The organism is Pelagibacterium montanilacus (assembly GCF_003992665.1).
Classification (GTDB): domain Bacteria; phylum Pseudomonadota; class Alphaproteobacteria; order Rhizobiales; family Devosiaceae; genus Pelagibacterium; species Pelagibacterium montanilacus.
Map to the genome: position 1 here is coordinate 89,708 of NZ_RZMX01000055.1, position 23,389 is coordinate 113,096.

The window sequence follows — 23,389 nt, forward strand, 5'->3', positions numbered from 1 at the left end:
GGTCAGTCCACCTCCCCGAGGACCGTACGGATGGTATCGACGATCTGGTCGATATGGGTCTTCTCGACGATCAGCGGCGGGCTGAGCGCGATGATGTCGCCTGTGGTGCGGATCAGAACGCCCTTCTCGAAGGCCTTGACGAACGCCGAGAACGCCCGGCGCGTGGGCTGGCCCGCGATCGGCGCGAGCTCGATGGCGCCCACCAGCCCCAGATTGCGGATATCGATGACGTTCGGGACATCCTTGAGCGAATGGAGCGCATCCTCCCAGTATCCGCCAAGCTCCGCGCCCCGGGTCAAAAGCCCTTCCCTTCGATAGGTCTCGAGCGTCGCGAGCCCGGCGGCTGCGGCAATCGGATTGCCCGAATAGGTATAGCCGTGGAAAAATTCGATCAGGTGCTCTGGCCCGGTCATGAACGCATCGTGGATGGCCCCCGAGGTGAATACGGCGCCCATCGGGATCACCCCGTTGGTCAGCCCCTTGGCGGTGATCATGATGTCCGGCGTCACCCCGAAATAGTCCGCCCCGAACGGAGCCCCCAGCCGGCCATAACCGGTGATCACTTCGTCGAAAATCAGAAGAATGCCGTGCCGGTCGCAGATCTGGCGCAGGCGCTGCAGATATCCAGGCGGCGGAATAAGCACGCCCGTCGACCCAGCGACGGGCTCCACGATCACCGCCGCGACCGTGGAGGCATCATGGAGGGTGATGATCCGCTCGAGCTCTTCGGCCAGCTCCACCCCGTGCTCGGGCACACCGCGCGAGAAAGCGTTCCGCGCCGGATCGTGGGTGTGAGGCATATGATCGACACCGGCGAGCATGGTGCCGAACATCTTGCGGTTGGCCACGATGCCGCCTACCGAGATGCCGCCGAAATTGACCCCGTGATAGGCCCGCTCACGTCCGATCAGGCGGGTGCGCGCGCCATCTCCGCGCATCCGGTGGTAGGCCAACGCGATCTTGAGCGCGGTTTCCACCGATTCCGAGCCCGAATTGGTGAAGAACACATGGTCTAGCCCCTCGGGTGCGATATCGACCAGCCGGTTGGCCAGTTCGAACGCCTTGGGGTGACCCATCTGGAAGGCGGGCGCGTAATCGAGCTCGGCCGCCTGGGCCTGGATCGCCTCGGTTATCAGCGGCCGGCAGTGCCCGGCATTGACGCACCAGAGCCCCGCCGTGCCGTCGAGAACCTGGCGCCCGTCAGCGGTGGTGTAGTGCATGTCCTTCGCCGAAACGAACATGCGCGGCGCGGACTTGAACTGCCGGTTCGCGGTGAACGGCATCCAGAACGCGTTGAGATCGTTGGGAATGGACGGTGCGCCCTCGGTCATGTGCCCCTCGTGTCGCCAACCGCATCGCCGCGACGGGACAACGCGCTTGATACGGTCGAATTTTTTTGACCGATTGGAAAAATTCTAGCACTGTTGATCCACGGTTCAAGGCAATATTTCTTGCCGCTGCGCATCGCACTCGCGAAAAGCCTCACGCGCGGTTTGTTGGAGACGGATAACGGGCCTATCGACGGGGGCAATCGACATGAGCACAGACACCGAGCCGGGTCGGCCGGTCACGCGGATCCAGCGCGAAAAGCACGAACTGATTCTCGAGGCGGCGCTGGACGTGTTCTCGCGCTACGGGTTCAGGGGCTCGACGATCGACCAGATCGCAGAGGCCGCGGGCATGAGCAAGCCGAACCTGCTCTATTATTTCAAATCCAAGGAAGACATTCACGCCCCCATACTGGCCCGCATCCTCGAGACGTGGCTCGAACCGCTCCGCGAAATGAATGCCGATGGAGACCCTCTGCCCGAGATCCAGTCCTATATCCGGCGCAAGCTGGAGATGAGCCGCGATTTCCCGCGAGAAAGCCGGCTGTTTGCCAACGAGATGCTGCGCGGTGCGCCGGGCTTCCACGAGGTGCTCAACACCGAGCTCAAGGAGCTTGTCGACGAGAAGGCCGCGGTCATCAAGGGCTGGATGAATCAGGGCAAGATCGCACGCTGCGACCCCTATCACCTGATCTTCTCGATCTGGGCGACCACCCAGCACTACGCCGATTTCGATATCCAGGTGCGTGCCGTCCTGGGCAAGGCAAGGGGCGGGGAAGGCCGTTTCGAGGACGCCGCCCGCTTCCTCGACCAACTCTTCCTCCACGGGCTCAAACCCAAGAAATAAGGCCGGCTCAGTCCGCCAGCACCGCAAGCAGGACCAGCGCGCCGACCGTCACCCCGGCGCCTGCGACCACCGGCAGGCTTGCCCAGCCATTGCCCGTGAGCCCCTCGAGCACGATCACGATCCCTGGCAGCAGATAGCCATAGGCCATGACCTTTGAGGCCGGCAGGCGCACCGATGCGTATTGCAGCAAAAAGACGCTCACCGCACTGGGCAGCGTGGCGAGATAGGCGATGCCCCACCAGACTTCAGCCGGGAGCCCCGTCCAGTCGGTCGTGACGATCCCGCGCGCCCCGTAAAGGGCGATGCATGCCGTGGTGCCGACCAACATCCAGAAGGTCAGCACCACGCCCGGCTCGTTGCGGTTGAACTTGCGCATCAGCGGCGCGATCAGCGCGTAGGCCGCGCAGCCGACGAGAAAGATCGCCTCCCCCGGCCCGAGCGCAAAACGCGATATCGCTTCGAGATCAGCCTCGAAGATCACCCAAAGCGCGCCGAGCGCGGCAATCACGATGCTGACCATCACCACCGGCCGCGTCCGCTGGCCCAGCAGAACCAGCCCGAAGACGGCAGTCAGGAGCGGGGTAAGCGTGAACACCGCACTCGTGGCCACCGGAGCGGTCATGGTGAGCGCGATGAACATGGTGACGAAATAAGCCCCGTTGAGCACGCCATAGAGCCCGAACCGCCACGGGCGCTCGGGTATCTCGAGGCGATGCCCCATGATCGCGAACGTGAAGATGCCCATGAGCACCGCGGCGATCAGGAAGCGTATGGCGTTGAGCGGGCCGGGGTCCAGCTCGGGCACGATCCGCGCGCCCACGGTAAAGGAACCGGCAACGAACGTCGCAAAGGCGACCATGGCCAGATGGCCGAGCAGCCTTTGCCGACCGGTGGCGAAATGGGCGGGGCTCGCGGCGCTCGACAATCGGGGCCTCCGGGGCTGGGTGACCGCCCGCCGAGGCGCGGGAGCACTACTCGGCGGGCTCGTTGACCCTTGCCATAGGATTGTTCGGGTGCGTCGTCCAGTTCGCATACCGGTCGGGCACGCGCTGCCCGGTCCGCTCGTCGAGCGCTCCGGCCGCCAGCGGCTCCATGGTGATGCAATCCTCGACCGGACAGACATTGACGCACAGATTGCAGCCCACGCACTCGTCGTCCTTGACCATGAACATGCGCTTGCCATCGACCGAACTGGTGATCGCCTGATGGGACGTGTCCTCACACGCGATGTGGCAGCGGCCGCAGGAAATGCAAAGGTCCTGGTTGATCCTGGCCTTGGTGACGTAATTGAGGTTGAGATACTGCCAGTCGGTGACATTGGGCACCGCGCGCCCAATGATATCGTCGAGCGAGGCGAACCCCTTCTCGTCCATATAGGCCGAGAGCCCCGAAATCATCTCCTCGACGATCCTGAACCCATAGGTCATGGCCGCTGTGCAGACCTGCACATTGCCCGCGCCGAGCGCCATGAACTCCACCGCGTCGCGCCAGGTGGTCACCCCGCCTATGCCCGAAATGGGCTTGCCGCGCATCTCGGCGTCGCGGGCGATCTCGGAAACCATGGACATCGCGATCGGCTTGACCGCCGGGCCGCAATAGCCGCCATGGGAACCCTTGCCGTCGATCGAGGGCTCGGGCGAAAAGGTGTCGATATTGACCGCGGTGATCGAGTTGATGGTGTTGATCAGAGACACCGCATCGCTGCCCCCGGCAAACGCGGCGCGCGCCGGCTTGCGAATATCGGTGATGTTGGGGGTGAGCTTGGTGATCACCGGCATGCGCGAATACTGCTTGCACCAGCGCGCGACCATCTCGACATATTCTGGCACCTGGCCCACCGCCGAGCCCATGCCGCGCTCGCTCATGCCATGCGGGCAGCCGAAATTGAGCTCGATCCCGTCCGCTCCGGTTTCTTCCACCAGCGGCAGGATCGCTTTCCAGCTTTCCTCCTCGCACGGGACCATGATCGAGACGACCACCGCCCGATCGGGCCAGTCGCGCTTGATCTGCTTGATCTCGCGCAGATTGGTCTGGAGCGCCCGGTCCGTGATCAGCTCGATATTGTTGAGCCCCAACAGCCGCCGGTCGGCGCCCCAGATCGCGCCATAGCGCGGACCGTTGACGTTGACGACCGGAGGACCTTCCTCGCCCAGCGTCTTCCAGACCACCCCGCCCCAGCCCGCCTTGAAGGCGCGCTCGACATTGTAGGCCTTGTCGGTGGGCGGCGCGGAGGCCAGCCAGAACGGATTGGGCGATTTGATGCCGGCGAACCGGTTGCTCAGGTCAGCCATCGATGCCTCCTCCCGAAAGGGTCCGGTGAATGCTTTCTGCCGCGTCGCGCCCCGCCGCGACGGCTTCCACGGTCAGATCCTCGCCGCCCGATACGCAGTCTCCGCCGGCCCAGACGCCCCTCATCGAGGTGCGCCCCCGCTCATCGACACGGATCCGACCGCTCTCGGTCGCGATCATCTCGCCGCTGCCATTGAGCCCGGCAGCCACGAAACTCTGGCCGATGGCCTTGAACACCTGGTCGGCATCGAGCACCAGCGTCTCGCCGGTGCCCACGAGGGTCGTGCCCTCGAGACGCGTGTATTCGAGCTCGATGCCGGTGACGCTGCCGCCCTCGACGCGAACCGCGCGCGGGGCCAGCCAGTGCCTGATGGTGACGCCCTTGGCGGCGGCCAGATCCTGCTCGAACCGCGACGCGTTCATGTGCCCCTGGCCGCGCCGATAGCAGATCGTAACCTCTTCGGCGCCCAGGAGCTTGGCCTGCACCGCGGCATCGACCGCGGTCATCCCTCCCCCGATCACCACCACCCGCCGGCCGACTTCGAGCGCCGAGAGGTCCGAGGACTGCCTCAGCTCGGCGATGAAATCCACCGCATTGGCCGCCCCATCCTCGCCCAGCGCGCCGAGCGCGTTGACCCCGCCAAGCCCCATGCCCAGGAACACCGCGTCGTAATCGGCTGCCAGTTCGGAGAGCGCGATATCGCGCCCGAGAACCTTGCCGGTCTCGATTGCGATCCCGCCGATGGCCGTGACGTAGTCGACTTCCCCTTGAGCGAAATCATGGGTGCTCTTGTAGGCGGCGATCCCGTATTCGTTGAGCCCGCCGGGTTTTTCCCGCGCCTCGAACACAGTGACGGCGTGCCCGTGCATGGCCAGCCTGTGCGCGCAGGCGAGCCCTGCCGGACCGCCGCCCACCACCGCCACGCGCTTGCCGGTCGAAGGTGCGCGCTCGTAAAACTGCACGCCCCGGGACATCGCGGTGTCGGTGGCATAGCGCTGCAGGCGGCCGATCTGGACCGGCTTGCCCTCGGCGACCTCGCGCACGCACACCTCTTCGCACAGCGTTTCGGTGGGACAGACCCGCGCGCACATCCCGCCCAGAATGTTCTGGTCGAAGATCGTTTTGGCCGAACCAAGCGGGTTGTCGGTCGAAATCTGGCGGATGAAAAGCGGAATGTCGATGGAAGTCGGACAGGCCGTCATGCACGGCGCATCATAGCAGAAATAGCACCGGTCCGCCTCGACCCTGGCCTCGTGCTCGGTGAACGGCTGGTGCAGGTCCGAGAAGTTCTCGGCGTACTGTTCGGGGCTGAGCCGGCCGCCGGCCAGCCCCTTGGCGAATTGTCCCGTGGACATGCGAACACCCCCTCAGATGATCCATCCAGGGGAAACGCTAACGCGGAACCGATTTTTTATCAATCGGTAAAATTTCGGGCACATAGTTGCCTGAAATGGGCCCTGCATGCGGCTTTGGCGATCCGCACGCAGGGCCCAAGGGGCAGGCCTCACTCCTGCCCGGATGTGATAGCCGAATTAAACATGACAGTAAAGATCATATTTATAGCCGCATATTGACGCCCGACCAGACCCGGTCGTCAATGCCGGCAAAAGCTAGTTGAGCTCGGCGCCCAGCATCTCGAGCCCGAGGCGCGAGCGCATGGCGCGGCGCTTGTCGGTGAGGTCGGCGATGGTATAGGAGCGCAGCACCGCAAAGAACGCCTCGAGCGCCTCGTGCAGCGCGGAGTTGAGATCGCAACCCGCAACCAGCGGACAGGACGTATCCCCGCCTTCGAAGCACTCGGCCAGCGCAAAATTCTCTTCGGTGAGCTTGACCACGTCGAGCAGCGTGATCTCGGACGCCGGCTTGGCCAGCCGAATGCCGCCATGCCGACCGCGCACCGTTTCAAGCAGCCGGTTCTCGACCAGCGGCTTGATCAGCTTGAACAGGAACAGCTCGGAAATTCCATAGGCCTTGGCCACATCGCTGACCCGCGACAGGTCAGGAGAATTGATCGAACAATACATCAAGGTCCGCAGCGCATAGCTCGACTGGCGCGTGAGTCTCATGGATCGATGGCCTTTCCCGGTGCCGACGCGTGCGCGCCTGAAGCCAGACGCGGACGGCGATAGATTATAACTATTCTAAACTGTGTCAAGAAAAGCTGATGCGGCGTCTCCGGATTGCAACGCGCGTTGGCGCCCGCCCGTCCACCGATTAAGCTTCTTTCTGGCGATTCTCCAAACAGGCGGCACATGTCCTCTCTTCAAAAGATCATTATCGACACGGACCCTGGCCAGGACGACGCGGTCGCCATCCTTCTGGCGCTCGCCTCGCCCGCCGAGATCGACCTGCTCGGCATCGTGACCATTGCCGGCAATGTAGGGCTCGCCCGGAACACGCTCAACGCCCTCAAGGTGCTCGAGCTCTCGGGCCGGACCGGCGTGCCGGTCCATGCCGGCTGTGCCCGCCCCCTCCTCCGCCCCTTGGTCACCGCCGAGCACGTCCACGGCCAGACGGGCCTCGACGGGCCCGATCTCCCTGCTCCGCAGAGTGAAGCGACGCCCGGTCACGGCGTTGATTTCATCATCGATAGGGTCCGGGCCGAACCCGAGGGCAGCGTCACCCTCTGCGCGCTCGGCCCGCTCACCAATCTCGCCATGGCGCTGGTCAAGGCCCCCGACATCGCGCCGCGTATCGGGCGGATCGTGCTGATGGGCGGCGCCTATTTCGAGGTGGGCAACATCACCCCGGCGGCCGAGTTCAACATCTATGTCGACCCCGAAGCCGCCGATATCGTCTTTCGCAGCGGCGTGCCGCTCACCGTCCTGCCGCTCGACGTCACCCACCAGATGCTGGCCACGCCCGAGCGTATCGCCGCCTTCCGGAACATGGGAAACCGCAGTGGCGCGGCGATTGCCGACATGCTGGGCTATTCCGAGCGCTTCGACCTGGCCAAATATGGCTGGCCCGGCGCTCCGCTCCACGATCCCTGCGTCATCGCCTGGCTGCTGGCCCCGGAAATCTTTTCGGGCCGGCACTGCAATGTCGCGATCGAAACCACGAGCGAACTCACCCGCGGCATGACCGTTACCGATTACTGGCATGTGACCGACCGACCGGCCAATGCCATGTTCATCAGGTCGGGAGATGCCGACGCGTTCTACGCCCTGCTGGCCGAACGCATCGCGACGCTGCCGTGAAAGGAAAAGCAGATATGGACCCGTTCGTTTCCACCCAATGGCTGGCCGAGCACATCGATGACCCCGAAATCATCGTCGTGGATGGCACCTGGTACCTGCCCGATGCCGGACGCAACGCACGCGCCGAGTTCGAGGCAGGCCACATTCCCGGGGCGGTGTTCTTCGATATCGACGCGATTGCCGACACCTCGGGCGGCCTCCCCCACATGCTGCCCGAGCCCGAAATCTTCGCGCGCATGGCCGGCGCGTTGGGCATCGCGTCGGACAGGACCATCGTGGTCTATGACGAGCATGGGCTGTTCTCGGCTCCCCGCGTGTGGTGGAGCCTGCGCACCATGGGCGCCGGCGATGTCCGGATTCTCTCGGGCGGCGGACCGAAATGGCGCCTGGAGGGCCACCCCCTCGAGCAGGGCCCCTCGCGCGCCGAACCCGCCCGGTTCGACGCCAGCTTCGATGCCACCGCGATTGCCGCCTTCGATGCGGTCCGCGCAGCATCGGGCGATGGCTCGGCCCAGATCCTCGACGCCCGTCCCGCCCCCCGCTTTGCCGGAGAGGCCCCCGAGCCGCGCCCGGGCCTGCGGTCGGGCCATATCCCGGCCAGCAGCAACCTGCCCTTCACCCAGCTCATCGCCGACGGCAAACTCAAGCCCGCCGGCGAGTTGTCCAAGGCGTTCAGCGCTCTTGGGATCGATCGCGACCGCCCGGTCATCACGACCTGCGGTTCGGGCGTCACCGCAGCGGTGCTCACGCTTGCCCTCGCCGTCACCGGCGCCCGCGCCGTGGCGCTCTATGACGGGTCCTGGGCCGAATGGGGGGCGAGGGTCGATCCAGACGCGGGGTCAGGCAGCGCGCAGTGACGCCGGTGCCGTGACCCTGTTGCGACCGTTGCGCTTGGAGAGATAGAGCGCGGTGTCCGCGCTCGACAGCAATCGGTCGAACGTCGTGTCGTGATCATCGGTCACCGCCACGCCGGCGCTGACCGTGCACGACACCAGTTCGTCTGCGGTGCGGCACACCAGCCCTTCGAGCGCCACTCGGACCCGTTCTGCCACCTCGGCCGCATGGGCAAGACTGACGCCGGTGAGCGTCAGCGCGAACTCCTCGCCGCCCAGCCGCACGGCGGTGCAGTTCGCCCCCGACGTCGTCTCGAGCAGCGCGGCGAAGCGCTGCAGCACCTCGTCGCCGAACCCGTGACCGTATCGGTCGTTGAGCCCTTTGAAATCATCGAGATCGAAAACCACGAGCCCGGTTCCCCGGGCCAGCGCCCGCTCCCCGAACTGCCGGAACAGCGCCCTGCGGTTGCGCAGCCCGGTCAGCGGATCGGTCAGCGCATCATCCTGATGACGCCGCGAAATGCGCTCCTGATAGACCGTGATCATCAGCCCCCCGACGCCGGTGATGGTGACCACCGCACAGACTAGGTTGAACACTTCAGCCCAGTTTTCCGGCATCCCGTGGGAAAGATGGAACGGTTGCTCGACGATCGCGACCAGTCCGCAGAGAAAAAACGAGAACGCCATCAGCCAGTGCAGCATGGCGATCATCGAGATCACCGTCTCGGATTCGCTGCGCGCCAGCCAATAGCCGAGCCCTGTCGCCGTGATCAGCCCCGCGCACATGAAATTGACCATCCAGAACGCGATCCCATCCATGCCCACGAGGTTGGCCACACTCAGCGGCACCCACATCAGGGCGGCGACGAGCAACAGGGGCCGCATGGTCACCTGTCCGTCGCGGAAGTGAACCATGCCCGCATGGTTGACCGCGAAGCCGAGAACGAGAAGCAGGCATGCCACGAGCCCGTGCAACCAAGAAGAGGTCGCCGCAAAGACCGAGAACATGACCACCGAAGCCACGATGATGCCGATGGCGAGCGCCCATGTGAGCAGGAAGCCCGCCGCACGCTGGCGCAGCCAGTTCATCGTGAGGGTGAAGCAAAGCGCTGTCCCTGCGGCCCCCACCGCGAGCAGAACAGAGCCATAATCGAAAGCCATGAAATCCCCTGAACGAGTGCGCGAGGATAGCACCGCCGACCCGCGCCCGGTCCATCATGGCGCAGAAGTGGTATCCAAAAAGTCAGCCTGTGTGGTATCCAAAATGTTACCGCCTCCCGGAAAAACGATGCGCGTGGGCGGCGGCGGGAAGCATGGGCTGCGATTTTTCTTTGTCTTTCTGGAAAATTCTGCTTTGCTTGCCTCCGATCGAGGCACATCGGGTTTCCGATCACCAAACAGGCACCCCGGGCAAACCCGATGGCGCGTACACACTGGCTCGGTTGCGACGTGTTCTGAAACCGTTGGGCCGATAGGAAGCGAGCCTCTGCGGTTGCAGTCCATATTGACGATCAACGAGGTGCATAAATCCTTCGGTGACCTTGAGGTCCTCAAGGGCGTGACCCTGTCGGCGATGCGCGGTGACGTGGTCACCCTCATCGGCTCGTCGGGATCGGGAAAATCCACGCTCCTGCGCTGCATAAACATGCTCGAAGTGCCCAACAGCGGAACCGTCGCCATCGACGGCGAAGAAATCGCGCTCACGGGGCGGGGCCCGGACCGTCGGCCCTCCGACGCCAACCAGATCCGGCGCATCCGCTCGGAAATCGGCATGGTGTTCCAGTCCTTCAATCTGTGGGCGCACATGACGGTGCTCGAGAACGTCATGGAAGCGCCCCTGAGGGTTCAGAAGCGCCCGGAACGAGACGTGCGCGCCGATGCCGAGGAACTGCTCGACAAGGTCGGCATAGCCGACAAGGCTAACGCCTTTCCCGCCCAGCTTTCGGGCGGCCAGCAGCAGCGCGCGGCCATCGCGCGCGCGCTCTGCATCCGGCCCAAGATCATGCTCTTTGACGAGCCGACCTCCGCGCTCGATCCGGAACTCGAGATCGAGGTCCTCAGGGTCATCAAGATGCTGGCGAACGAGGGGCGCACCATGATCCTCGTTACCCATGACATGAAATTCGCCCGGGAAGTCGCCGACAAGGTGGTCTTCCTGCACCAGGGGCGGATCGAGGAGGAAGGCACGGTCGATGCCGTGTTCTCCTCGACGCAATCGGATCGGCTGCGCCAGTTCCTTCGCGCGGCCGATCATACCTGACCGGGAAACGACAATCATCATGCAAGGCCTCCCGGTCCCAACGACAACGCACCAAAAATGGAGCAAAAAATGAAAAAGCTACTCCTCGCCGCCACGGCACTCGCCCTGCTCTCGAGCGCGGCGAACGCCCAGTCGATCCGCGTCGGCACCGAAGGGGCCTACGCCCCCTGGAACTTCATCAACGAGGCCGGTGAACTCGACGGCTATGAAATCGACCTGGCCAACGCGATCTGCGAACACGCCGGGATCGAGTGCGAAGTCGTCCAGAACGACTGGGAATCGATCATCCCGAACCTGCTTTCGGGCAATTACGATGTGATCATGGCGGGCATGTCGATCACCGACGAGCGGCTCGAGACCATCAACTTCACCCAGGACTACTATCCCCCCGATCCCTCGCTCTTTGTGGCCACGGCCGGTGCCGAGTTCGACTTCGACAATCTCGAAGGCGCACGCATCGCGGTTCAGGGCAACACCATCCAGGCAGCCTATGCGGAAGAGAACTTCGCGGACGCCAACGAGATCCTCTCGTTTGCCACCCCTGACCAGACCATTGCCGACCTCGCTGCCGGCAATGTGGACCTGATCCTCGCCGACGGCAGCTTCCTGCAGCCGGTCGTGGACAATTCGGGCGGCGCGATCGTCTTTGTGGGGCCCGAAGTGATGATCGGCGGCGGTGTGGGCGGCGGCGTCCGCAAGGAAGACACCGAGCTTCTCGCCACGCTCAATGAATCTCTCGACGCCCTCAAGGCCGACGGCACGGTAAACCAGTTGCTGGCCGAGTGGTACGGCGACGACGCACCCGCATATTGATCGGTTCAGCCGGCGGCCCATAGGGCCGCCGGTTCTGAACGCTCGCGCGCACCGTGGACACAGACCCCTCATTGCTGGCTCGCCTTGTGGGCGAGGACATCGCCTTCTGGTTCGGCTATTTCACCAATGGCCGCCATATGGCCTGGTATACCAGCTTCCGGTTCACCATCATCGCCGCTCTTCTGGGCGGCGTGCTCGCGCTCGTCTTCGGCGTCCTGGGCGCGCTTCTCAAGCGCTCGCGCTTCCTGCCAGCCCGGCTGATCGGGGGCGTCTATACAGGGGTTGTCCGGGGCGTGCCGGACGTCCTGTTCTTCCTGTTTTTCCCTCTCGTCTTCATCCAGGGCCTGGAACTGGTCGCCGCACAATTCGTGTGCACGCCCGAATCCATTGAAGCCTATCAGAGCAATTGGCCCCCCTGCCGCGAGGCGAGCCTCTACTTCTCGACCGAACAATACCTTGTTCTGGCCTGCTTCGCCCTTGGCATCGTCTATGGCGCCTTCGTTGCCAACGTCATCCATGGCGCCATGCGCGCCGTGCCCTCCGGCCAACTCGAAGCGGCCCGGGCTTATGGCATGAGCGAGGGCCAGGTCCTCATGCGCATCCATATCCGGCAGATGTGGGTCTATGCGCTCCCCGGCCTTTCGAATGTCTGGATGCTGCTGATCAAGGCCACCGCGCTCCTCTCGCTCCTCCAGATCAACGACATCGTCTGGTGGGCCGGCCAACTGGGCGCGCCCAACTTCCTGCCCCAGGTCGGCATGGTCCATGGCGACTGGCGCTGGGGCTATTACACCGCGCTCTTTGTCTTTTACATCCTCGTGACACTGCTCTCGGAACGCTTCTTCCGCGCCGTCACCAAACGGGCGCGCCGCGGCATGCCGGTGGAGTCGTGAGATGACCGGATTTGCCGAAACGCTCTGGGCAGAGATTTTGATCTTCTTTCGGCCCGCGCTGTTCAACATCTATTTCGCCGCAGTCTCCCTCGCCATCGGCTTCGTGCTTGCCGTGGCCGTCGCTTTCGCGCGTAACGGGAAAAACCCGATCGTCTCGCACCTCGCCGCCGGCTACATCTATGCCTTTCGCGGCTCGCCGCTCTTTATCCAGTTCTTCATGTTCTATTCGATCATGCTGGCGCTCAACGCGGTCTGGTGGCGCCCGCTGGGCATCTCGGGCGTGGTCATGCACCCGCTGTTCATCGGCCCGCTCACCCTCGTGATGAACACCGTGGCCTACACTGCCGAAATCCTCTACGGCGCCCTGCGCACGGTCCCGCGCGGGGAGCTCGAGGCCGCACGCGCACACGGCATGAGCCCGCTCCAGATCTTCCGCACCGTCACCTGGCCGAACATGATCCGCATCGCCTGGCCCGCCTACACCAATGAAGTGGTGTTCATGTTCCACGCGACCGCGCTGGTCTATCTCACGCTCCCCGTGGTGGGAAACCAGCGCGACATCATGAACACCGCGCGCTTCCTGTTCGAGCGCGACTACAATGCCATCCTCCACTTCTCAGTTGCGGGCCTATATTTCCTGGTCATTTCCATGCTTGTCTTTTTCGTTTTCGGGCGCATCTACGAGCGGATGATGCGGCACCTGTCGGTCAACCAGGACCGGCCGCGCCTGCGCTTTGCCCCCAAATACATCCGCTAGGATTTCCATGCCCCTCGAGCGCACAACCCACGCGATTCCCGCCGATGCCCCCGGCACGAGCCACGAGCTGACCCTTTTCCGCATCGGTCCGGCAGATGCGGCCATCAAGGTCTTCATCCAGGCCGCGCTCCATGCCGACGAGCAGCCCGGCATCCTGGCGATCCACCATCTCCTGCCCATGCTCGAGGCCGCCGACACCCGTGGAGAACTCGCCGCGCGCTTCGTCATCATGCCCATGGTCAATCCCATCGGCATGAACCAATTCGTCCTCGAAGGCCATGCGGGCCGCTATCACACACGCAGCGGCACCAATTTCAACCGCGGCTGGCCGGACCTTTTCGAGGCCATCGGCGACACCATCGGGGACCGCCTCACCGATGATCCGGGCGGGAACGTCGCCATCATCCGCGCGGCCGTCAGGGACTGGATCGACGCCCAGCACCCCATGACGGCGCTGCAACGCCTGCGCCATGTCGTGATGGGCGAGGCCCATGATGCGGATTACGTGCTCGATCTCCATTGCGACGACGAGGCACTGCCCCACCTGTTCCTGACCCCCGATTCGATGGCTGAACTCGGTGATCTCGCCGACTGGATGGGGTCCGCTGCCCAACTGATTGCCGAGGATTCGGGCGGCGGATCGTTCGACGAGGTCTGGCCCTCCCTCTGGACGCGCCTGCGGAAAGCCCATCCGGATCGGCCCATCCCCTTCTCCGCCCGCGCCGCAACGCTCGAATACCGAGGCCGCCACGACGTGGACGACGCTCTGGGCCGCGCCGACGCGGAGAACCTCTTCGGTTTTTTCCAGACCACGGGCCTCGTCGCGTCCGACCCCGCCAGAACCCCGGACCCGGCTGCGGCCCCTACCCCTCTCTCGGCAACCGAAGTCGTGCGCACCCAAGGCCCCGGGCTCGTGGCCTACCGCGTCGGGCTCGGTGAAAACGTTGCAAAGGGCCAACCTATCGCTGACCTCATCGCGCTCGACGGGACCGGCGCCTTCCGGGACCGCACCCCGGTGCTCGCGGGCACCTCGGGCCGGGTCATCTCGCGCCGAATGCGCAAATTCGCGCCCGCCGGCGCCTCGATCGCAAAGATCGTGGGCACCGAGCCGGTTGCCGGCCGCACCGGGTATCTGCTCGAGGACTGAAAACTCCGGGCGGCGTTTCTAAACGCCTGACAACCGAGGGCAACACCGCTATCGTCGCGTCGGGAGAGGCAACCGGAGCATACCACCGATGGCGATCAAGGCCGCGATCCACCACCTCACCCATTATCGCTATGATCGGCCCGTCACGCTCGGGCCTCAGATCATCCGTCTGCAGCCGGCCCCCCATTCGCGCACCAAGGTGCTCAGCCATTCGCTCAAGGTTTCCCCGCCGGACCATTTCGTCAATCTCCAGCAGGACCCTTACGGCAATTTCCAGGCCCGCTACGTCTTCCCGGAGCCGGTGAACGAGTTCCGCATCGAAGTCGATCTGGTTGCCGACATGACGGTCTACAATCCTTTCGACTTCTTCGTCGAACCCGAAGCGGAAACCTGGCCCTTCACCTATCCCGAAGCCGTGGCCCCGGACCTCGAGATCTATCGCCGTCCCGACCCGGTCGTTGGCCCGCGCTTCCAGGCGCTGATCGCGTCAATCGACCGCTCGCCCCAGCACACCGTCACCTTCATCGTCGAGCTCAACGCGCGCCTCCAGAGCGAGATCGGCTATATCGTGCGCATGGAACCGGGCGTGCAGACGCCCGAGGAAACCCTCGAGCGCGCCAAGGGCTCGTGCCGGGACACCGGCTGGCTGCTGGTGGAACTCCTGCGCCATCTCGGCTTTGCCGCGCGCTTTGTTTCGGGCTACCTCATCCAGCTCAAGCCCGACCTCAAGGCGCTGGACGGCCCCTCGGGCACCGAGGTCGATTTCACCGATCTGCATGCCTGGTGCGAGGTCTTCCTGCCCGGCGCGGGCTGGATCGGGCTCGATCCCACCTCGGGCCTTCTGACGGGCGAAAGCCACATCCCGCTCGCTGCCACCCCCCACTACGCCAACGCCGCGCCGATCTCGGGCATGGCGAGCTTTGCCAATGTCGATTTCGGCTTCGACATGAGCGTCACCCGCGTCGCCGAACACCCCCGGATCACCAAACCATTCTCCGATGAGAGCTGGTCGGCGCTCGACGCGCTGGGCGCGCAGGTCGACACCGCACTGGCCGAGGGCGACGTGCGGCTCACCATGGGCGGCGAGCCCACCTTCGTCTCCATCGACGATTTCGAGAGCGCCGAGTGGAACACCGATGCAGTTGGCCCCACCAAGCGCGAGAAGGCCGACGCGCTCATCCGGCGCCTGCGTGACCGATTCGCCCCCGGCGGGCTGCTCCATTACGGCCAGGGCAAATGGTACCCTGGCGAAACCCTGCCGCGCTGGACCTTCTCACTGTACTGGCGCGCCGATGGCGAGCCGGTCTGGACCGATCCGAACCTCATTGCTCCGGAAGTGGCCGGGGAGTCCCCCTCGCCCGAGACCGCGTCGGCCTTCCTCACCGAGATGGCGCGCGCGCTGGGGCTGGACGGGACCACCATCGCACCCGCCTATGAGGATCCCGCCGACTGGTTGCTCAAGGAAGGCCAGTTGCCCGAAAACGTCACACCGGAAAACCCCCGGCTCAAGGACCCCGAGGAGCGCCTGCGCATGGTGCGCGTCTTCGAGCGGGGGCTGACCGAGCCCTCCGGCTATGTCCTGCCCATCCAGCGCTGGAACGCGCCGGCCGATCGCCCCCGCTGGATGACCGAGGTCTGGAAGACCCGCCGCGGCAAGCTCTATCTCGCCCCCGGTGACTCTCCCGTGGGCTATCGGCTGCCGCTTGGCGCCCTGCCCCACGTCCCGCCCTCGGCCTATCCCAACGTGGTGCCCCTCGACCCCACCGCGCCGCGCGGCCCCCTGCCGCCGCGCAACGCGCTGGCCGCCGGACGCCCGGCAGTGCCCGACCACACTCTCGAACAGAACCCCGGCCTGCCCACCGCGAGCTTTGCCGCCGACGACACGGTCTCCCAGACCCGGATCGAGCAGAAAATCTCCGACATCGAGGGCGTGGTCCGCACCGCCGTGTCGGTCGAACCGCGCGAAGGCCGCATGACCGTGTTCATGCCGCCCACCGAGACGATCGAGGACTATCTCGAGATTGTCGCCGCCGCCGAAAAGGCCGCGACCGCCATCGGCGTTGCCATTCATCTCGAGGGCTACGGCCCGCCAGCCGATCATCGTCTCAACGTCATCCGGGTGGCCCCCGACCCCGGGGTCATCGAGGTCAACATCCACCCCGCCTCGAGCTGGGAGGACTGCAAGGCGATCACCGAGGCGGTCTATGAGGAGGCGCGCCAGACGCGCCTGGGCGCCGACAAGTTCATGATCGATGGGCGCCATACCGGAACCGGGGGCGGGAACCATGTGGTCGTGGGCGGGCAGACCCCTACCGACAGCCCGTTCATGCGCCGCCCGGACCTGCTGAAATCTCTGGTCCTTCACTGGCAGCGCCACCCTGCGCTCTCTTACCTCTTCTCGGGCCTTTTCATCGGCCCCACCAGCCAGTCGCCCCGGATCGACGAGGCGCGGCACGACAGCCTTTACGAGCTCGAGATCGCGCTGGCCCAGGTCCCCCGGCCCGGTGAGGGCGAGGCCCCCTCGCCCTGGCTGGTCGACAGGCTGTTCCGCAACCTTCTGGTCGACGTCACCGGCAACACCCACCGCGCCGAGATCTGCATCGACAAGCTCTATTCCCCCGATGGCCCAACGGGGCGGCTTGGGCTCGTGGAGTTCCGCGGCTTCGAGATGCCGCCCAACGCAAAGATGAGCCTCGCCCAGCAGCTTCTGATTCGCGCGCTGATCGCCCGGTTCTGGAATGCCCCGCTCACCGGCGGGTTCATCCGCTGGGGCACGCGCCTGCACGACCGCTTCATGCTGCCCCGATATGTATGGGCCGATTTCCTCGACGTGCTCGAGGATCTGCGCGCACATGGCTTTGATTTCCGGCCCGAATGGTTCGAAGCCCAGCTCGAGTTCCGTTTCCCCTTCTGCGGGGAGGTGGAGGTCGAGGGCCACACGCTCGAATTGCGCCAGGCGCTCGAGCCCTGGCACGTGATGGGCGAGACCGGCGCCATCGGCGGCACGGTGCGCTATGTGGATTCGTCGGTCGAGCGGCTCCAGGTCAGCCTCACGGGCCCGTCCCCCGACCGCTACACCGTCGCATGCAACGGCCGCCCCGTGCCCCTCACCATGACCCGGACCGCAGGAACCTCCGTTGCCGGCGTGCGTTACAAGGCCTGGCAGCCCAACTCGGGGCTGCATCCGAAAATCCCGGTGGATGCCCCGCTGACCTTCGACATCTACGATCGCTGGACGGGCCGGGCCGTCGGCGGATGCACCTATCACGTCGCTCACCCCGCTGGCCGCAATTACGAGACTTTTCCTGTGAACGCCAACGAGGCCGAAGCCAGACGACTTGCACGCTTCATCGCCGCCGGACATAGTGCCGGACCTTATGAATTGCCGACCGAAGCGCCCGCGCCCGAGTTTCCTCTGACGCTGGATCTAAGGCGACCTCACCAGTGGCTGTAGATGAAGCGAACTCCAAAACGGGTCAGGAGCCGGGCATCCTTCATGCCTGAGCTCATCAGCGCATATCGGCCCATTGCCGGGGTGACCGACGAGATGGTCGGGGCCGACGGCACGGTCAAGCCGGGCTGGCGTGACGTGATGGGCGCGCTCGACCAGTTGGGGGCAGAAGAACTCAATGCCCGCTTCCAGCGTGCCGACCAGTACCTGCGCGACGCCGGCGTCTTTTACCGCATGTACGAAGGTTCCGAGCAGGGCGAACGCGAGTGGCCCCTCGCCCACATTCCCCTGATCATCGCCGATAGCGAATGGCAGCAGATCGAGGCAGGGCTCGCCCAGCGCGCCGACCTGCTCGAGACCGTGGTCGCCGACATCTACGGGGAAAATGAGCTCGTCAGGGAAGGGCTGCTGCCGCCCGAGCTGATCGCGGCCAATCCCGAATTCCTGCGGCCCGTGGTGGGCGTCGAGCCCCAGAACGGTTACCATTTGCATTTCTGCGCCTTCGAGCTCGGCCGGGGACCCGATGGCCGCTGGTGGGTTCTGGGGGACCGGACGCAGGCCCCTTCGGGCGCCGGCTTTGCACTGGAAAACCGCGTGGCGACCACCCGCGCCCTGCCCGATATTTTCGGCCGACTCCATGTCCGGCGCCTGGCCGGCTTCTTCCGCGATTTCCGCAACGCGCTGACGGGCATGGGCGGCAACGGATCGGGCCGCGTCGCCATCCTCACCCCGGGCCCGCACAACGAGACCTATTTCGAGCACGCCTATATCGCCCGCTACCTCGGCTTCCTGCTTGTCGAGGGCGAGGATATGGTGGTCGTTGAAGGCCAGGTCATGGTGCGCACCATTTCCGGCCTCAAACCCGTATCGGTGCTCTGGCGCCGGCTGGACGGCGACTTCACCGATCCGCTCGAATTGCGCCAGGACAGCGAGATCGGCACCCCCGGGCTTGCCGAAGCGGTCCGCCGGGGGTCGGTCAACTTCGTGAACGCGCTCGGTGCGGGCATCCTGGAGACGCGCGCGCTCGCCGCATTCCTGCCGGCCATTGCCCGTGCCCGCATGGACACCGACCTGCTGCTCCCCAACATCGCCACCTGGTGGTGCGGAGGCGAGGATGCGCTCGATTATGTCCGGGACAATATCGGCAGTCTTTTGATCGGTCCGGCCTTCTCGACCCTGCTCTCGATCGACGACAATGGCGAGACCCGGGACGGGACGACCGCCACACCTCAGGACCGCGAGGATTTGCTGGCCCGGATCACCGGCGACCCCGGCGCCTACGCGGCCCAGGAAGCGGTCAAGCTCTCCACCGCGCCCGTCTATGTCGACGGGGTGCTCGAGCCGCGCCCGATCACCCTGCGGGTCTATGCCGCGCGCACGCCCAATGGCTGGTCGATCATGCCCGGCGGCTTTGCCCGGGTCGGCTACACGCTCGACAACGCCGCCATCGCCATGCAGCGCGGCGGCCAGGCGGCAGACGTCTGGGTGGTCAGCGATACCCCCGTCGAGCAGATCTCGCTGCTGGCCGAAGCCAACGCCACGATCGAGCGCAACCCGTCGGGCAATCTGCCCTCGCGTGCCGGCGACAACCTGATCTGGCTGGGGCGCTACGCCGAGCGCTGCGAGGCCATGGTGCGCATCCTGCGCGCCTATCACATGCGCATGGCCGAGACCGGCACCGACACCCACCCGCTTCTGGTCTCGACCACCGACTATCTCGAACCGCTGGGCCTCGACACCGTCGAGCCAATCCCTCAGGGGCTTCTGGCGATCGTGGATGGCGCGGTGCGCTCGGCAAGCCAGATCAGGGACAGGTTCTCCCCCGATGGCTGGCTGGCCCTCACCGATTTGCAAAAGACCGCCAACCGGTTCGCGCGCACCATCAAGCCCGGCGACGACGCCACCCGCGCGCTGACCATTCTTCTGCGCAAGCTGGCCGGGTTTTCGGGGCTGGTGAACGAAAACATGTACCGCTTCGCCGGCTGGAGGTTCCTCGAGATCGGCCGCCGCGTCGAGCGCGGCATCCAGATCGCCGACGCCGCCGCATGGCTCTCGGCGCCGGAGATGCCCGACGGCGCGACCGAAATGCTGCTCGAGATCGGCGACAGCGTCATGACCCATCGCCGCCGCTACGGCTACAGCCTTGGCAATCTCGGCGCGGTCGAACTCCTGGTCACCGACCCGCTCAACCCCCGCTCGGTCATGTTCCAGCTCACCGAATTGCTCGAGCAGCTCAAGGCGTTGCCCCGGGGCCTTGTCGACGGGCAACTGTCCGCCCCCGCCCGGCTGGCGCTCCAGCTCCAGACCCAGCTCGCGGTGGTCGAAACGCCCGACGTGGATGTCGCCATGCTCGCCGATCTGTCGGCCGGTGTCGCAGGTGTATCGGAATCGATTTCCATGACCTATTTCGGCTAGGGCGATGCTGTACGATCTCAAGCTCAAGCTCGACTACACCTATGACGTGCCCGTCTCGGGCGGCCGGCATCTGGCCCGCGTGTTCCCCCTGCACAGCCCCGGCATCCAGAAGGTCGTCGCCGCGGGCCTCACGCTCTCACCCCAGCCCGCAGAGCACAGCGTCTTTGTCGATTTCTTCGGCTCGCAGGTGACCGCCCTGGCCTATCGCTCGCCTCACGACGCCCTCGAGATCACGATGACGGCGCGTGTGGAGGTCGAGCGCGACGACCCCGACATCGACTTTTCTCCCGATCTGGGCGGCCTGCGCGCCGAGATCGCGGCCCATTGGGATCTTGGGGCCCGCTCGCCCCACCATTTCCTGAGCGCCAGCCCGCGCATCCGGCTCGACCCCGAGATCACCGCCTATGCCCGCGAGAGCCTGGGCAGCACGACCACCGTCAGGCAGGCCGCCAACGATCTGTGCCTGCGGATCTTCAACGATTTCACCTATGACGGGGAAGCGACCCTGGTTGACACCCCCGTCTCGGAAGCCTTCGGCCTCAAACGCGGCGTCTGCCAGGATTTCGCGCACATCATGATCGCCGGGCTGCGCGGGCTGGGGATCCCCGCCGGCTATGTCAGCGGCTTTCTGCGCACCCTGCCCCCCAAAGGCCAGCCGCGCCTCGAAGGCGCCGATGCCATGCACGCCTGGGTGAACGTCTGGTGCGGGCGCGAGGCGGGCTGGGTCGAGTTCGACCCCACCAACGCCATTCGCGCCGGCCAGGACCACATCGTCATCGGCTATGGCCGCGACTATTCCGACGTCACCCCCATCGTGGGGGTGCTGCGCAGCGCGGGCGGACACGAAACCACCCAGGCCGTCGACGTCATCGAAGTCCCATAGAGTGTTTCCAGGAAAGGTGGAAACACCTTTCCGGTTCGGAAACGTGTCAACTCAAAGGCTTGGAGCGCCTATCGCCCCTTGCGCGCGGCCTCCTGCTCATAGGTGATCGCCTTGTCGCCGGCCACCGCGTTCACATAGCCGACCGCGAGCCCGAAGGCTGCAAAGACGGCGACGACGGCAAAGACCAACCAGAGTGTTTCCACGGCCATGTCATGGCTCCTTTCCCTTGGAATGGAGCCACTGTGCGCCCATGCGAACCCGATGATCTTGACCCAGATCAATGATTTAGCGAAATCGCCCTAGCTCACCGCCACACTGTGTTCCGCCGCGCGCAGCGTATTGGCCATCAGCATGGCGATCGTCATGGGCCCGACCCCGCCGGGCACGGGCGTGATCGCCCCGGCGACCGCTGAGGCTCCCGCGAAATCCACGTCCCCCACCAGCCGTGTCTTGCCCTCGCCCTTCTCTGGCGCATCGATCCGGTTGATGCCCACGTCGATCACCGTGGCGCCCGGCTTGATCCAGTCCCCGCGGATGAACCCCGGCCTGCCGATCGCCGCGACCACGATATCGGCGCTCCGGCACAGGCCCGGCAGGTCGGGCGTGCGCGAATGGGCGATGGTGACCGTCGCATTGGCCTTGAGCAGCAGGTTGAACATCGGCTTGCCCACGATGTTGGAGCGCCCCACCACGACCGCGGTCTTACCCGAAAGGTCGTGGCCTGCCACATCCTCGAGCAGCAGCATCGAGCCCGCCGGAGTGCACGGCACCAGCGCCGTGTCGGTTTCCCCGGTGCCCAGCCGGCCCACATTGATGAAATGGAACCCGTCCACGTCCTTGTCCGGATCGATGGACTGAATGACCTTTCCCGCATCGATATGGGCGGGCAGCGGAAGCTGCACCAGAATGCCGTGGATCGCGGGATCGGCGTTGAATGCCTCGACCTGGGCGAGCAGTTCGGCCTCGCTGGTCGTCTCTGCCATGTCATTTTGCACCGAATGGAACCCGCACGCCGCAGCCCGGCGGGACTTGGACGCCACATAGACCTGGCTCGCCGCATCGCTGCCCACGAGGATCACCGCCAGACCGGGCACGACGCCATGCTCGGCCTTGAGCCGCGCCGTGCGCTCGGTCACCTCCTGGACCATGCGGTCCGCGCGCGCCTTTCCGTCGATGATGGTAGCGGTCATATCAGCGTCCTTTGTGCGTCCGGGCCCTGGAGCGTTTCCAGGAAAGGTAGAAAACACCTTTCCGGTTCGGAAACGCGACCAAATGAAGACTTAGGGCTCCTGTTCTGATTCAGTCAGAACAGGATATGCTCTAAGAGGAAAACACCACGGTCTTGTGACCGTTCAGCATGACCCGGCTCTCGACGTGGTTCTTGACCGCGCGGGCCAGAACGCGGCTTTCGATGTCGCGCCCCGCGGCGATCAGGTCGTCCGGGCTCATCGCGTGGGTCACCCGCGCGGTCTCCTGCTCGATGATCGGCCCCTCGTCGAGATCGGGGGTCACGTAATGGGCCGTCGCCCCGATCAGCTTGACGCCGCGCTCATGAGCCTGGTGATAGGGCTTTGCGCCCTTGAAGCTGGGCAGGAACGAATGGTGGATGTTGATCACCTTGCCAAACAGCCGGGTCGAGAGCTGGTCCGAGAGGATCTGCATGTAGCGCGCCAGCACCACCAGATCGGCATCGGCCGCCTTGATGACCTCGAGCACCCGCGCTTCCTGCTCGGCTTTCTTGCCCTTTTCCATGGGCAGGTGATGGAACGCGATCCCGTCCGCATCGGCCAGCGACCGGGTATCCTCATGGTTGGAGACGATGGCCACCACCTCGGCGCGCAGCCAGCCGACCTGGGTCTGGTACAACAGGTGCCGCAGCGCATGGTCGAATTTCGAGACCATGATGATGATGCGCGGCTTGCGCGATTCTTCGGCGATCGCTGTCTTCATCTCGAACCGGGCGATGACGGGCTGCAGCGCCCGCTCGATGCCGTCCTTGCTCGTACCCTGGGGCGCGGCAAAGGCGATCCGCATGAAGAATTTGCCGGTATCGCGATCCCAGAACTGGTTGGATTCGGCGATATTTGCCCCCAGCCCGAACAATTCGGTGGTGACCCCCGCCACGATCCCCGGCTGGTCGGCGCACGAAAGGGTGAGAACGAAATTATCCATGAGCGGTCTGGTCCCCGGGGGTCGGAATTCACCCGGGTTCTTAAGGGGTCCAAACCGCGATGTCGAGACGGCGCGACCGCCCGGCGTCCCGGGCGGCCGA

20 protein-coding genes are annotated in these 23,389 nt (G+C 65.1%); 11 read left to right on the forward strand and 9 right to left on the reverse strand.

Features of this window, described 5'->3' with window-relative positions:
* Window positions 1-2: 2 nt before the first annotated feature.
* Window positions 3-1,331, reverse strand: a complete 1,329-nt coding sequence (aptA, locus tag EO136_RS15715) for an omega-aminotransferase AptA (protein ID WP_127145341.1) — start codon at window positions 1,329-1,331, stop codon at window positions 3-5.
* Between the two features lie 205 nt (window positions 1,332-1,536).
* On the opposite strand from aptA, the gene EO136_RS15720 reads away from it, so the two are divergent.
* Window positions 1,537-2,175: a TetR family transcriptional regulator C-terminal domain-containing protein gene (locus tag EO136_RS15720; RefSeq protein ID WP_127145342.1), complete on the forward strand. Its 639-nt coding sequence runs from the start codon at window positions 1,537-1,539 to the stop codon at window positions 2,173-2,175.
* A gap of 7 nt (window positions 2,176-2,182) precedes the next feature.
* Here the strand turns inward: EO136_RS15720 and EO136_RS15725 are convergent, their stop codons facing one another.
* The 4 genes from EO136_RS15725 to rirA all read right to left on the reverse strand — a co-directional run bounded on the left by EO136_RS15725 (window position 2,183) and on the right by rirA (window position 6,531).
* Window positions 2,183-3,100: a DMT family transporter gene (locus EO136_RS15725; protein ID WP_246018408.1), complete on the reverse strand. Its 918-nt coding sequence runs from the start codon at window positions 3,098-3,100 to the stop codon at window positions 2,183-2,185.
* A gap of 46 nt (window positions 3,101-3,146) precedes the next feature.
* The gene (gene preA, locus EO136_RS15730) at window positions 3,147-4,466 is read right to left on the reverse strand and encodes an NAD-dependent dihydropyrimidine dehydrogenase subunit PreA (protein ID WP_127145343.1); all 1,320 of its coding nucleotides are present in this window, start codon (window positions 4,464-4,466) and stop codon (window positions 3,147-3,149) included.
* Window positions 4,459-5,820 (reverse strand): NAD(P)-dependent oxidoreductase, encoded by a 1,362-nt coding sequence (locus tag EO136_RS15735; protein ID WP_127145344.1) that lies wholly within the window; start codon window positions 5,818-5,820, stop codon window positions 4,459-4,461. Before EO136_RS15735 ends, preA begins: the two co-directional genes overlap by 8 nt.
* 255 nt (window positions 5,821-6,075) lie before the next feature.
* Window positions 6,076-6,531: an iron-responsive transcriptional regulator RirA gene (rirA, locus tag EO136_RS15740; protein WP_127145345.1), complete on the reverse strand. Its 456-nt coding sequence runs from the start codon at window positions 6,529-6,531 to the stop codon at window positions 6,076-6,078.
* A 186-nt stretch (window positions 6,532-6,717) separates the two neighbouring features.
* Here rirA and EO136_RS15745 point away from each other — a divergent pair, with 186 nt between their 5' ends.
* Window positions 6,718-7,665, forward strand: a complete 948-nt coding sequence (locus tag EO136_RS15745) for a nucleoside hydrolase (protein WP_127145346.1) — start codon at window positions 6,718-6,720, stop codon at window positions 7,663-7,665.
* 14 nt (window positions 7,666-7,679) lie between these two features.
* The gene (sseA, locus tag EO136_RS15750; protein ID WP_127145347.1) at window positions 7,680-8,522 is read left to right on the forward strand and encodes a 3-mercaptopyruvate sulfurtransferase; all 843 of its coding nucleotides are present in this window, start codon (window positions 7,680-7,682) and stop codon (window positions 8,520-8,522) included.
* Here the strand turns inward: sseA and EO136_RS15755 are convergent.
* Window positions 8,505-9,659 (reverse strand): GGDEF domain-containing protein, encoded by a 1,155-nt coding sequence (locus tag EO136_RS15755; protein WP_127145348.1) that lies wholly within the window; start codon window positions 9,657-9,659, stop codon window positions 8,505-8,507. The genes sseA and EO136_RS15755 overlap by 18 nt on opposite strands.
* Window positions 9,660-9,990: 331 nt before the next feature.
* Here EO136_RS15755 and EO136_RS15760 point away from each other — a divergent pair, with 331 nt between their 5' ends.
* The 8 genes from EO136_RS15760 to EO136_RS15795 all read left to right on the forward strand — a co-directional run bounded on the left by EO136_RS15760 (window position 9,991) and on the right by EO136_RS15795 (window position 21,117).
* Window positions 9,991-10,758: an ABC transporter ATP-binding protein gene (locus EO136_RS15760; RefSeq protein WP_281280386.1), complete on the forward strand. Its 768-nt coding sequence runs from the start codon at window positions 9,991-9,993 to the stop codon at window positions 10,756-10,758.
* A 69-nt stretch (window positions 10,759-10,827) separates the two neighbouring features.
* Window positions 10,828-11,571 (forward strand): transporter substrate-binding domain-containing protein, encoded by a 744-nt coding sequence (locus EO136_RS15765; protein WP_127145350.1) that lies wholly within the window; start codon window positions 10,828-10,830, stop codon window positions 11,569-11,571.
* 71 nt (window positions 11,572-11,642) lie between these two features.
* On the forward strand, window positions 11,643-12,464 hold the full coding sequence (locus tag EO136_RS15770; RefSeq protein WP_246018409.1) for an ABC transporter permease subunit: 822 nt from the start codon (window positions 11,643-11,645) through the stop codon (window positions 12,462-12,464).
* Window position 12,465: 1 nt separating this feature from the next.
* A complete protein-coding gene (locus EO136_RS15775) occupies window positions 12,466-13,221 on the forward strand; it encodes an ABC transporter permease (protein ID WP_127145351.1) in 756 nt (251 codons plus the stop codon).
* A 7-nt stretch (window positions 13,222-13,228) separates the two neighbouring features.
* Window positions 13,229-14,368 (forward strand): succinylglutamate desuccinylase/aspartoacylase family protein, encoded by a 1,140-nt coding sequence (locus tag EO136_RS15780; protein ID WP_127145352.1) that lies wholly within the window; start codon window positions 13,229-13,231, stop codon window positions 14,366-14,368.
* Between the two features lie 88 nt (window positions 14,369-14,456).
* Window positions 14,457-17,822 carry a transglutaminase family protein gene (locus tag EO136_RS15785; protein ID WP_127145353.1) on the forward strand — a complete coding sequence of 1,122 codons (3,366 nt, stop codon included), beginning with the start codon at window positions 14,457-14,459 and terminating at the stop codon, window positions 17,820-17,822.
* 42 nt (window positions 17,823-17,864) lie between these two features.
* A complete protein-coding gene (locus EO136_RS15790) occupies window positions 17,865-20,234 on the forward strand; it encodes a circularly permuted type 2 ATP-grasp protein (protein ID WP_246018410.1) in 2,370 nt (789 codons plus the stop codon).
* Between the two features lie 4 nt (window positions 20,235-20,238).
* A complete protein-coding gene (locus EO136_RS15795) occupies window positions 20,239-21,117 on the forward strand; it encodes a transglutaminase family protein (protein ID WP_127145355.1) in 879 nt (292 codons plus the stop codon).
* 68 nt (window positions 21,118-21,185) lie between these two features.
* Here EO136_RS15795 and EO136_RS18640 read toward each other — a convergent pair whose 3' ends face one another.
* The 3 genes from EO136_RS18640 to purU all read right to left on the reverse strand — a co-directional run bounded on the left by EO136_RS18640 (window position 21,186) and on the right by purU (window position 23,289).
* A complete protein-coding gene (locus EO136_RS18640) occupies window positions 21,186-21,326 on the reverse strand; it encodes a hypothetical protein (protein ID WP_164730638.1) in 141 nt (46 codons plus the stop codon).
* A 90-nt stretch (window positions 21,327-21,416) separates the two neighbouring features.
* Window positions 21,417-22,307 (reverse strand): bifunctional methylenetetrahydrofolate dehydrogenase/methenyltetrahydrofolate cyclohydrolase FolD, encoded by an 891-nt coding sequence (gene folD, locus EO136_RS15800; RefSeq protein WP_127145356.1) that lies wholly within the window; start codon window positions 22,305-22,307, stop codon window positions 21,417-21,419.
* 130 nt (window positions 22,308-22,437) lie between these two features.
* Window positions 22,438-23,289 carry a formyltetrahydrofolate deformylase gene (gene purU, locus EO136_RS15805; protein ID WP_127145357.1) on the reverse strand — a complete coding sequence of 284 codons (852 nt, stop codon included), beginning with the start codon at window positions 23,287-23,289 and terminating at the stop codon, window positions 22,438-22,440.
* Window positions 23,290-23,389 lie beyond the last annotated feature (100 nt).

What these genes read in the sequence shown, in the direction of transcription:
- EO136_RS15745 (WP_127145346.1), top strand. Translation starts at nt 6,718, where the DNA reads ATGTCCTCTCTTCAAAAGATCATTATCGACACGGACCCTGGCCAGGAC.
- EO136_RS15790 (WP_246018410.1), top strand. Translation starts at nt 17,865, where the DNA reads ATGCCTGAGCTCATCAGCGCATATCGGCCCATTGCCGGGGTGACCGAC.
- aptA (WP_127145341.1), bottom strand. Translation starts at nt 1,331, where the DNA reads ATGACCGAGGGCGCACCGTCCATTCCCAACGATCTCAACGCGTTCTGG.
- folD (WP_127145356.1), bottom strand. Translation starts at nt 22,307, where the DNA reads ATGACCGCTACCATCATCGACGGAAAGGCGCGCGCGGACCGCATGGTC.
- EO136_RS15785 (WP_127145353.1), top strand. Translation starts at nt 14,457, where the DNA reads ATGGCGATCAAGGCCGCGATCCACCACCTCACCCATTATCGCTATGAT.
- EO136_RS15780 (WP_127145352.1), top strand. Translation starts at nt 13,229, where the DNA reads ATGCCCCTCGAGCGCACAACCCACGCGATTCCCGCCGATGCCCCCGGC.
- EO136_RS15755 (WP_127145348.1), bottom strand. Translation starts at nt 9,659, where the DNA reads ATGGCTTTCGATTATGGCTCTGTTCTGCTCGCGGTGGGGGCCGCAGGG.
- preA (WP_127145343.1), bottom strand. Translation starts at nt 4,466, where the DNA reads ATGGCTGACCTGAGCAACCGGTTCGCCGGCATCAAATCGCCCAATCCG.
- purU (WP_127145357.1), bottom strand. Translation starts at nt 23,289, where the DNA reads ATGGATAATTTCGTTCTCACCCTTTCGTGCGCCGACCAGCCGGGGATC.
- EO136_RS15775 (WP_127145351.1), top strand. Translation starts at nt 12,466, where the DNA reads ATGACCGGATTTGCCGAAACGCTCTGGGCAGAGATTTTGATCTTCTTT.
- EO136_RS15795 (WP_127145355.1), top strand. Translation starts at nt 20,239, where the DNA reads ATGCTGTACGATCTCAAGCTCAAGCTCGACTACACCTATGACGTGCCC.
- EO136_RS15765 (WP_127145350.1), top strand. Translation starts at nt 10,828, where the DNA reads ATGAAAAAGCTACTCCTCGCCGCCACGGCACTCGCCCTGCTCTCGAGC.
- EO136_RS18640 (WP_164730638.1), bottom strand. Translation starts at nt 21,326, where the DNA reads ATGGCCGTGGAAACACTCTGGTTGGTCTTTGCCGTCGTCGCCGTCTTT.
- sseA (WP_127145347.1), top strand. Translation starts at nt 7,680, where the DNA reads ATGGACCCGTTCGTTTCCACCCAATGGCTGGCCGAGCACATCGATGAC.
- EO136_RS15720 (WP_127145342.1), top strand. Translation starts at nt 1,537, where the DNA reads ATGAGCACAGACACCGAGCCGGGTCGGCCGGTCACGCGGATCCAGCGC.
- EO136_RS15735 (WP_127145344.1), bottom strand. Translation starts at nt 5,820, where the DNA reads ATGTCCACGGGACAATTCGCCAAGGGGCTGGCCGGCGGCCGGCTCAGC.
- rirA (WP_127145345.1), bottom strand. Translation starts at nt 6,531, where the DNA reads ATGAGACTCACGCGCCAGTCGAGCTATGCGCTGCGGACCTTGATGTAT.